Source organism: Streptomyces sp. NPDC005925 (assembly GCF_040638805.1).
GTDB lineage: Bacteria > Actinomycetota > Actinomycetes > Streptomycetales > Streptomycetaceae > Streptomyces.
In genome coordinates this window covers 17,409-27,584 of sequence record NZ_JBEXVL010000036.1, presented here as the reverse complement: position 1 = coordinate 27,584, position 10,176 = coordinate 17,409, and the positions used below count along the sequence as shown (strand labels likewise).

General features: G+C 71.3%; 6 protein-coding genes. 4 read left to right on the top strand and 2 right to left on the bottom strand.

Annotation, left to right across the window (positions count from 1 at the left end):
• Positions 1-12 precede the first annotated feature (12 nt).
• From nuoL to recQ, 4 genes are all read left to right on the top strand, one after another.
• Complete coding sequence (gene nuoL, locus ABZ354_RS26465; protein WP_358660838.1) at positions 13-1,977, top strand: NADH-quinone oxidoreductase subunit L; 1,965 nt, start codon at positions 13-15, stop codon at positions 1,975-1,977.
• 5 nt (positions 1,978-1,982) lie between these two features.
• Positions 1,983-3,554, top strand: a complete 1,572-nt coding sequence (locus ABZ354_RS26460; RefSeq protein WP_358660836.1) for an NADH-quinone oxidoreductase subunit M — start codon at positions 1,983-1,985, stop codon at positions 3,552-3,554.
• The gene (gene nuoN / locus ABZ354_RS26455; RefSeq protein WP_358660834.1) at positions 3,551-5,200 is read left to right on the top strand and encodes an NADH-quinone oxidoreductase subunit NuoN; all 1,650 of its coding nucleotides are present in this window, start codon (positions 3,551-3,553) and stop codon (positions 5,198-5,200) included. Before ABZ354_RS26460 ends, nuoN begins: the two co-directional genes overlap by 4 nt.
• A gap of 187 nt (positions 5,201-5,387) precedes the next feature.
• Positions 5,388-7,418 carry a DNA helicase RecQ gene (gene recQ, locus ABZ354_RS26450; RefSeq protein WP_358660832.1) on the top strand — a complete coding sequence of 677 codons (2,031 nt, stop codon included), beginning with the start codon at positions 5,388-5,390 and terminating at the stop codon, positions 7,416-7,418.
• Between the two features lie 30 nt (positions 7,419-7,448).
• Here recQ and ABZ354_RS26445 read toward each other — a convergent pair whose 3' ends face one another.
• The gene (locus tag ABZ354_RS26445) at positions 7,449-8,387 is read right to left on the bottom strand and encodes a M56 family metallopeptidase (protein WP_358660830.1); all 939 of its coding nucleotides are present in this window, start codon (positions 8,385-8,387) and stop codon (positions 7,449-7,451) included.
• A gap of 279 nt (positions 8,388-8,666) precedes the next feature.
• Positions 8,667-9,911, bottom strand: coding sequence for a fumarylacetoacetase (gene fahA, locus ABZ354_RS26440; RefSeq protein ID WP_358660828.1), 1,245 nt, complete (start codon positions 9,909-9,911; stop codon positions 8,667-8,669).
• Positions 9,912-10,176 lie beyond the last annotated feature (265 nt).

Below are 10,176 nucleotides of genomic sequence, written 5' to 3'. Positions count from 1 at the left end.
GGGTCGCTGAAAGTGGAGAACCTGATTGCGCTGCTGGTGGCGGCGCCCCTGCTCGGAGCGGCGGTCCTGCTGTGCGGCGGACGCCGGCTGGACGCCGTCGGTCACTGGATCGGGACGCTGCTCGCGGCCCTGTCCTTCGGCCTCGGCCTGGTGCTGTTCGCCGACCTGCTCGGTGAGGACGCCGCACACCGCACACTGACGCAGCACGTGTTCAGCTGGGTCCCGGTGGAGGGATTCCAGGCCGACGTGGCCTTCCGCCTCGACCAGCTGTCGATGACGTTCGTCCTGCTGATCACGGGCGTCGGCTCGCTGATCCACCTTTATTCCATCGGTTACATGGAGCACGACGAGCGGCGCCGCCGCTTCTTCGGCTACCTGAACCTGTTCCTCGCGGCGATGCTGCTGCTCGTCCTCGCCGACAACTACCTGCTGTTGTACGTCGGCTGGGAGGGCGTCGGTCTCGCCTCCTACCTGCTGATCGGCTTCTGGCAGCACAAGCCCAGTGCCGCCACGGCCGCCAAGAAGGCCTTCCTCGTCAACCGTGTCGGTGACGTCGGCCTGTCCATCGCGATCATGCTGATGTTCACGACGTTCGGGACGTTCGCCTTCGGTCCGGTGCTCGGCTCGCACGAGGAGCCGGGTCTGGCCGGGGACGCCACCGAGGGGCAGCTGACGGCCATCGCGCTGATGCTGCTCCTCGCGGCCTGCGGAAAGTCCGCCCAGGTGCCGCTGCAGTCCTGGCTCGGCGACGCGATGGAGGGCCCGACCCCGGTCTCGGCCCTCATCCACGCCGCCACCATGGTGACCGCGGGCGTCTACCTGATCGTCCGTTCCGCGGCCGTCTTCGACGGCGCCCCGGACGCGCAGCTCGTCGTCACCATCGTCGGCGCGGTCACGCTGCTGTTCGGTGCGATCGTCGGTTGCGCGAAGGACGACATCAAGAAGGCGCTGGCCGGTTCGACCATGTCGCAGATCGGCTACATGGTGCTCGCCGCGGGCCTCGGCCCCATCGGCTACGTCTTCGCGATCATGCACCTGGTGACGCACGGCTTCTTCAAGGCCGGCCTGTTCCTCGGCGCGGGTTCCGTCATGCACGGGATGAACGACGAGGTCGACATGCGCCGCTACGGCGGTCTGCGCAAGTACATGCCGGTCACCTTCATCACCTTCGGCCTCGGCTACCTCGCCATCATCGGCTTCCCGGGTCTGTCCGGCTTCTTCTCCAAGGACAAGATCATCGAGGCGGCGTTCGCGAAGGGCGGCACCGAGGGCTGGATCCTCGGCGGCGTGGCCCTGCTCGGCGCGGCCATCACCGCGTACTACATGACGCGCGTGATGCTGATGACGTTCTTCGGCGAGGAGCGCTGGCGCGACGCGCCGACGCCGTCCCCGGCGGAGCCGGGCGTGGAGCCGGCGGCCGAGACGGCCGGCGCGTACGAGCCGCCGCACCCGCACGAGTCGCCGAAGGTCATGACGATCCCGATGATCGTCCTCGCCTTCGGGTCCGTGTTCGCGGGCGCGTTCTTCGGTGTCGGCGACCGCTTCCTGAACTGGCTGGAGCCCGTCACCGGGCACGCCCACGGGCACCCGCCGGTCGAGGCGCTCACCGTCACCGCGGCGACGGTCGCCGTAATGGTCCTCGGCGTGCTCGTCGCCTGGCTGCAGTACGGGCGCCGTCCCGTCCCGGCCGTCGCCCCGCGCGGGTCGGCGCTCACCCGGGCGGCCCGGCGCGACCTGCTCCAGGACGACTTCAACCACGTCGTCCTGGTCCGCGGCGGGGAGCACCTCACGCGCTCCCTGGTGTACGTCGACCACACACTGGTCGACGGGGTCGTCAACGGCACGGCGGCATCGGTCGGCGGCCTGTCCGGGCGGATGCGCAGGATGCAGAACGGATTCGTGCGCTCCTACGCGGTCTCGATGTTCGGCGGTGCGGCGGTCCTCGTCGCCGCGACCCTGCTGATGAGGGCGGTCTGATACCGATGTCCTTTCCCCTGCTGACAGCGACGGCGGTGCTCCCGGCCGTCGGGGCCATCGCCACGGCCGCCGTACCGGCCGCGAAACGCACCGCGGCGAAGTGGCTGGCGCTGCTCGTCTCGCTCGCCACGCTCGTCCTGGCGATCGTCGTCCTGGTCCGTTTCGACCCGGACGGCGACCGCTACCAGCTCACGGAGTCCCACTACTGGATCAAGGAATTCGGCGTCCGGTACGAACTGGGCGTGGACGGCATCGCGGTGGCGCTCATCGCGCTGACCGCCCTGCTGATCCCGTTCATCGTCCTGGCGGGCTGGCACGACGCCGACCCGCTGGAGACCGGAAACAAGCGGTGGCGGCCGACGCAGGGCTTCTTCGCCCTGATCCTGGCCGTCGAGGCGATGGTGATCATCTCCTTCGAGGCCACCGACGTCTTCCTCTTCTACATCTTCTTCGAAGCCATGCTCATCCCGATGTACTTCCTCATCGGCGGCTTCGGGGACCGTGCCCACGAGCACGGCGAGCAGGCGGCCTCGACGCAGCGGTCGTACGCGGCCGTGAAGTTCCTGCTCTACAACCTGGCCGGCGGCCTGATCATGCTGGCCGCGGTCATCGGCCTGTACGTGGTCGCGGGGAACTTCTCGCTCACGGAGATCGCCGAGGCGCGGGCCAGCGGCTCGCTCGACATGGCGACGAGCACCGAGCGCTGGCTGTTCCTCGGCTTCTTCTTCGCCTTCGCGGTGAAGGCGCCGCTGTGGCCGCTGCACACCTGGCTGCCCAACGCCATGCAGGAGTCCACCGCCCCGGTCGCCGTGCTCATCACGGCGGTCGTCGACAAGGTCGGCACCTTCGCGATGCTGCGCTTCTGCCTCCAGCTGTTCCCGGAGGCCAGCAAGTGGGCGACGCCCGTGATCCTCGTGCTCGCCCTGATCAGCATCATCTACGGGGCGCTGCTCGCGGTCGGCCAGCGCGACATCAAGCGCCTGGTGGCGTACGCGTCGATCTCGCACTTCGGCTTCATCGTCATGGGCATCTTCGCGATGACCAGCCAGGGCCAGTCGGGCGCGACGCTGTACATGGTCAACCACGGCATCTCGACGGCCGCGCTGATGCTGGTGGCGGGCTTCCTGATCTCGCGGCGCGGCTCGCGGCTCATCGCCGACTACGGCGGTGTGCAGAAGGTCGCCCCGGTGCTCGCGGGCACGTTCCTGATCGGCGGCCTGGCGACGCTGTCGCTGCCGGGACTGGCGCCGTTCATCAGCGAGTTCCTGGTCCTGGTCGGCACCTTCTCGCGCTACCCGGTGATCGGCATCATCGCGACCCTGGGCATCGTGCTCGCCGCGCTCTACACGCTCGTCCTGTACCAGCGGACGATGACGGGGCCGGTGAAGCCCGAGGTGGCCGCGATGCCGGACCTCAGGGTGCGGGAGCTCGTGGTGGTCGCGCCGCTGGTCGTGCTGCTGATCTTCCTGGGCGTCTATCCGAAGCCCCTGACGGACATCGTGAACCCGGCGGTCGAGCAGACCATGTCGGACGTACATAAGAAGGACCCCCAGCCCGAGGTGGAGGCGGCCAAGTGAGCGCATCAGCCGTCCACAGCCTGTGGACAACAGCGGCCGATCCGATCTCGAAGATCGACGCGCCGGACATCGAGTACGGACAACTCGCACCGACCCTGATCGTCGTGGGAGCGTCGGTCGTGGGCGTGCTCGTCGAGGCGTTCGTACCGCGCAAGGCCCGCTACCACGTGCAGGTGTTCGTGTCGGTCGTGGCGCTCGTCGCCGCGTTCGCCGCGGTCGTCGCGCTGGCGGCCGACGGGTACGGCACGACGAAGGCGCGGATCGCGGCGATGGGCGCGATCGCCGTCGACGGTCCGGCGCTGTTCCTGCAGGGCACCATCCTGCTGACCGCGCTGGTCGGCCTGTTCACCTTCGCCGAGCGGCGGCTCGACCCGGTGGCGCACGGCAACCGCGTCGACTCGTTCGCCGCGCAGGCCTCCTCCGTGCCGGGCAGCGACAGTGAGAAGGAGGCGGTCAAGGCCGGGTTCACCACGACCGAGGTCTTCCCGCTGCTGCTGTTCGCCGTCGCCGGCATGCTGGTCTTCCCCGCGGCGAACGACCTGCTGACGCTGTTCATCGCGCTGGAAGTGTTCTCCCTGCCGCTGTACCTGATGTGCGCGCTGGCCCGCCGCAAGCGGCTCATGTCGCAGGAGGCCGCGGTCAAGTACTTCCTGCTCGGCGCGTTCGCCTCGGCGTTCACGCTGTTCGGCATCGCGTTGCTGTACGGCTACGCGGGCTCGATGTCGTACGCGACGATCTCGCAGGTCGTGGACGGTTCCGTGCAGGCGATCACGCCGGCGCTCGCCGACACCATGGGCAACGACGCGCTGCTGCTGATCGGCGGGGCGCTGCTGGTGATGGGTCTGCTGTTCAAGGTGGGCGCCGTGCCGTTCCACATGTGGACGCCGGACGTGTACCAGGGCGCGCCGACCCCGGTGACGGGCTTCATGGCGGCGGCGACCAAGGTCGCGGCGTTCGGTGCCCTGCTGCGGGTGCTGTACGTGGTGCTGCCGGGCCTGCGCTGGGACTGGCGGCCGGTGATGTGGGGCGTGGCGATCGTCACGATGCTGGGCGGCGCGATCGTCGCGATCACCCAGACCGACATCAAGCGCCTGCTGGCGTACTCGTCGATCGCGCACGCGGGCTTCATCCTCGCGGGTGTCATCGCGACGACGCCCGACGGGGTGTCCTCGGTCCTCTTCTACCTGGCGGCCTACTCCTTCGTGACGATCGGCGCGTTCGCCGTGGTCACGCTGGTGCGGGACGCGGGCGGCGAGGCCACACACCTGTCGAAGTGGGCCGGGCTCGGGCGGCGGTCTCCGCTGGTGGCGGCCGTGTTCGCGGTGTTCCTGCTGGCCTTCGCCGGTATCCCGCTGACGTCCGGATTCGCCGGCAAGTTCGCCGTGTTCAAGGCGGCGGCGGAGGGCGGAGCGGCCCCGCTGGTCGTGGTCGGTGTGATCTCGTCGGCCGTCGCGGCGTTCTTCTACATCCGTGTGATCGTCCTGATGTTCTTCAGCGAGCCGTCGCCGGAGGGCCCGACGGTCGCGGTGCCGTCCCCGCTGACGATGACCGCGATCGGCGTCGGCGTGGCCGTCACGCTGGTCCTGGGCGTGGCTCCGCAGTACTTCCTGGATCTCGCGGGACAGGCGGGAGTGTTCGTGCGCTGACACGACGCTCGCCGCACGGACGGCCCGGCACCCCCTCGGGGGGTGCCGGGCCGTCCGCGTCGTGCGGGGCGGGGGACGGTCACCTTCCGGGTGTGGCCTGTGGACAACTTCGGGGGCTGTCGGCGCCGGCCCCTATCGTGGAGGCAGTGGTCGAGGGACCACGTACGGGGGACGGGCGATGCAAGGAATGGGCGGGACGGTTGTGACGACCGACGTGGACACGTCGAGGATGTACGACGCGAGCGAGGCGCTGGCCACGCTGCACCGGGTCTTCGGGTACGAGGCCTTCCGCGGCGAGCAGGAGGCCGTGATCGAGCACGTCGTGGCGGGCGGCGACGCCGTCGTGCTCATGCCGACCGGCGGCGGCAAGTCCCTGTGCTACCAGATTCCGGCCCTGGTCAGACCGGGTACCGGAGTCGTCGTCTCCCCGCTCATCGCGCTGATGCAGGACCAGGTGGACGCGCTGCGGGCGCTGGGCGTGCGCGCCGGGTTCATGAACTCCACGCAGGACTTCGACGAACGCCGCACGGTGGAGGCCGAGTTCCTCGCCGGCGAGCTCGACGTGATCTACCTGGCGCCGGAGCGGCTACGGCTCGACGCGACACTGGAGCTGCTGTCGCGGGGCAAGATCTCGGTCTTCGCGATCGACGAGGCGCACTGCGTCTCCCAGTGGGGCCACGACTTCCGCCCCGACTACCTGTCGCTGTCGCTGCTCGGCGAGCGCTGGCCGGACGTGCCGCGCATCGCCCTGACGGCGACGGCCACGCACGCCACGCACGAGGAGATCACCCAGCGGCTGGGAATGCCGCGGGCCCGCCACTTCGTGGCGAGCTTCGACCGGCCCAACATCCAGTACCGGATCGTCCCCAAGGCCGACCCCAAGAAGCAGCTGCTGGCCTTCCTGCGCGAGGAGCACCCCGGCGACGCGGGCATCGTCTACTGCCTCTCGCGCAACTCGGTGGAGAAGACCGCCGAGTTCCTCACCCACAACGGCGTCGAGGCGGTGCCGTACCACGCGGGGCTCGACGCGCGCACCCGCGCCGCGCACCAGTCGCGCTTCCTGCGGGAGGACGGGCTCGTGGTGGTGGCGACCATCGCCTTCGGCATGGGCATCGACAAGCCGGACGTGCGCTTCGTCGCCCACCTCGACCTGCCCAAGTCGGTCGAGGGCTACTACCAGGAGACGGGCCGCGCCGGCCGCGACGGACTGCCGTCCACGGCGTGGATGGCGTACGGGCTCAACGACGTCATCCAGCAGCGCAAGATGATCCAGTCCTCCGAGGGCGACGAGGCGTTCCGCCGACGGGCCGCGCAGCATCTGGACGCGATGCTCGGGCTGTGCGAGACGGTCCAGTGCCGCCGCAGCCAGCTCCTCGCCTACTTCGGCCAGGACCCCGGCGCGCCGCGCTGCGGCAACTGCGACACCTGCCTCACGCCGCCCGAGACATGGGACGGCACGGTGGCCGCGCAGAAGGTGCTGTCGGCGGTGGTGCGGCTCAAGCGGGAGCGCGGGCAGAAGTTCGGCGCCACGCAGATCGTCGACATCCTGCTGGGGCGGCGCACCGCCAAGGTGATCCAGTTCGACCACGACCAGCTGTCCGTGTTCGGCATCGGCGAGGAGCTGGCAGAGGCCGACTGGCGGGGCGTCGTACGGCAGTTGCTCGCCCAGGGGCTGCTGGCGGTCGAGGGGGAGTACGGCACGCTGGTGCTGACCGAGGCCAGCGGTGCCGTCCTGCGGCGCGAGCGGGAGGTGCCGCTGCGCAAGGAGCCGAAGAAGCCGGCCGGTTCGCGCGGTGCGACGTCCCGCGGCGACCGCAAGCCCAAGGCGGCGGCCGCCGAACTGCCCGAGGGGCTGCTCCCGGCGTTCGAGGCGCTGCGTGCCTGGCGCGCCGAACAGGCCAGGGAGCAGGGCGTCCCGGCGTACGTCGTCTTCCACGACGCCACGCTCCGGGAGATCGCCACGCTGTGGCCGACGTCGGTCGCGGAGCTCGGCGGCATCAGCGGCATCGGTGAGAAGAAGCTGACGACGTACGGGGAGGGCGTGATCGGGGTGCTGGCGGAGCTGGAGGCGCCGACGCCCACGTCCGTGCCCGGGGCGGCATCGGGAGCGGGCTCCGGCGTCTCCCCGGAGGGTGCGTCCGCGGCGGCGGGCGGACCGTCGGACGACGCGGACTTCGACCACTGGCCCGACGAGGAGCCCGAGCCCGACTGGACGTAGGCGCCGTGGAGGCACCCGGGGCCGGGCCGGCTACGACAGTGCCGTCAGGCCGGGGGCGAACGTGATCAGGAGGGGGACGAGCGGGACGAGCGCCGCCAGGGCGGTGGTCAGGGCGCGGTGACGGCGGTGCAGGCGGGGCGGGGGTGCCAGCAGCCGGTCGACGCGCTCGCCGAGCAGGCGGTTGCTGGAGGCGCAGGACAGGACGCCCCGGTGCTGGTTCAGCTCGATCAGGGCCAGGGCCGTGGTCAGGTGGCCGCAGCGGCGGGAGGCGGTGTCGTCGGCGGCCAGTTCGACGAGGCGGTGGGTCTGGTCGCAGAAGTGGGCGAACAGCGGCACGCGCGGGAAGCCGGTGGCGAGCGCGCTCGACAGGTGCAGGAGCCAGTCGTGCCGGGCGCGGGCGTGGCCGCGTTCGTGTGTCAGGACGGCGTCGAGCTGGTGGTCGGTGAGCCGGTGCAGGGCACCGGTCGTGACGACCAGCTGGGGGCGGCTGCCCGGCATCCACCAGGCGTCGGGGTACTCGTCCTCCAGGACCAGCACGGGGCCGCGGGCCGGGGGCAGCCCGGCGGGCAGCTCGGGGGCGCGCTCGCGCAGCCGCGCCCGGGCCTGCGCGCGGCAGCGGCGGGCCTCTGCCAGTTCGCGGGCGAGCATCGCGGTCGTCCACGCGGCACCGCTCGCCAGCAGCAGGACGAGGGCGACGGTCCAGGGCGGCGCGGCGGACAGGCTGTACGCGGCGGTCACCGCGGGCGGGGCAGGGGCGAAGAGCTGGGTCCGGACGGTTTCGAAGACGGCGGCGGCGCCGAGTGCCAGGGCCGTCAGACAGCACAGCAGGAGGGTGGCGACCAGGCATTGCCACACCCACAGCCCGACCACGGGCTCCCGCTCGGGCCAGGCGGCCCGGGTCAGCAGGCGCGGGACCGGCACGGCGGCGGTCAGGGCGACGACGCTCAGCAGGAGCAGGCAGACGGTCATGCCACGGGCTCCGGTTCCTGTGCGGAAGAAGTGCGGCTCGGGACGTGCGGCTCGGGACCGTGCGGGCCGGAACGTACGAACGGAACGGGCGACTTCGGCTCTGCGCCTGTCGCCCGTGCGCCCTTCGTACGCGGACCCTGAACGTGCGCCTTCGAGGGTGCGGCCTCGGGTCGCGTCCCGTCCGTCCCGTGCGCACCGCCCGACGCCAGTATGACGGCGCCGGGCGGTGCGAGACAGGTATCGGGGGCGATCCGCGCGGGAAGGGCCCCGGATTGTTCACTACGGCACGTCGCGCCCCGTGACGCCCCCGGCGATACGCCCGGTGACCTCGCCCAGTCCGACCCGGACGCCGTCCGGTCCCGGCGCCCACGCCGTCATGGTCACGACGTCCCCGTCCTCCAGGAACGTCCGCTTCCCGTCGGGGAGTTCCAGCGCCTCGCGGCCGTTCCACGTCAGCTCCAGCAGCGAGCCGCGCTGACCGGCCTCCGGGCCGCTGACGGTGCCCGAGCCGTACAGGTCGCCGGTGCGCAGGGACGCGCCGTTGACGGTCATGTGGGCCAACTGCTGCGCGGCCGTCCAGTACATGGTGGAGAAGGGCGGCTCGGAGACGGTGTGACCGTTGACCGCGACGGAGATGCGCAGGTCGTAGCCGCCGGGTTCGTCGTCGGCGTCGTCCAGGTAGGGCAGCAGCTCGTGGGTGCGCGGCGGGGGCGCCACACGGGCCGCGTCCAGGGCGTCCAGCGGGGTGATCCACGCGGAGACGGAGGTGGCGAAGGACTTGCCGAGGAACGGGCCGAGCGGGACGTACTCCCAGGCCTGGAGGTCGCGCGCGGACCAGTCGTTCAGCAGGCACAGCCCGAAGACGTGGTCGCGGAAGCCGCCGAGCGCGACGGGGCTGCCCAGCTCGGTCGGCACGCCGACCACGAAGCCGACCTCCGCCTCGATGTCCAGGCGCACGGACGGCCCGAAGACCGGCGCCGGATCGGTGGGCGCCTTGCGCTGCCCCGAGGGCCGTACGACGTCCGTGCCCGACACGACGACCGTGCCGGAGCGGCCGTGGTAGCCGATGGGCAGGTGCTTCCAGTTCGGGGTGAGGGAGTCCTCGGCGTCGGGGCGGAAGATCCGGCCGACGTTGCGGGCGTGGTTCTCGGAGGCGTAGAAGTCGACGTAGTCCGCGACCTCGAAAGGCAGGTGCAGGGTGACGTCGGACAGCGGGTGGAACAGCGGCTCCAGGGCCTGACGGTACGAGGGGACCGTCACCCACGCCGTCACCGCGCGCCGTACGTCCGACCAGGCGGTGCGGCCGGCGGCCATCAGCGGGTTCAGGGTCGGCCGCGCGAGCAGGGAGGCGTACGGCGAACCGAGCGCCCGCGCCGCCGCGCCCACGTCGAGGACGTGGTCGCCGAGCCGGACTCCCACGGTCCGCTCCTCGGAGCCGGAGCCGGAGCCGGAGAGTGAGAAGACGCCGTACGGAAGATTGTGCGGGCCGAAGGGGTCGCCCTCGGGTACATCGAACGGGGGCATGGGGTGCTGCCTCGCTTTCGTGTGCGCCAGGTGCTCCACGTGTCGTGGGACCGCGCCACACGTTACGGCCGGTCTGTCGCACTGGGGCAGAGGCCCCGGTCCACGGGGCGGCGTGGACAGCGCCACCGGCTACCCCGCCACGGCCTTCCCCGCCACGGCCTTCCCCGCCACGGCCTTGACCGCCACGGCCTGGTCCGTCCCCGCCCAGAACCGGTCAGCCCGAGCCGGTCGGCCAGAACCGGTCGGCCAGAACCGGTCGGCCCGA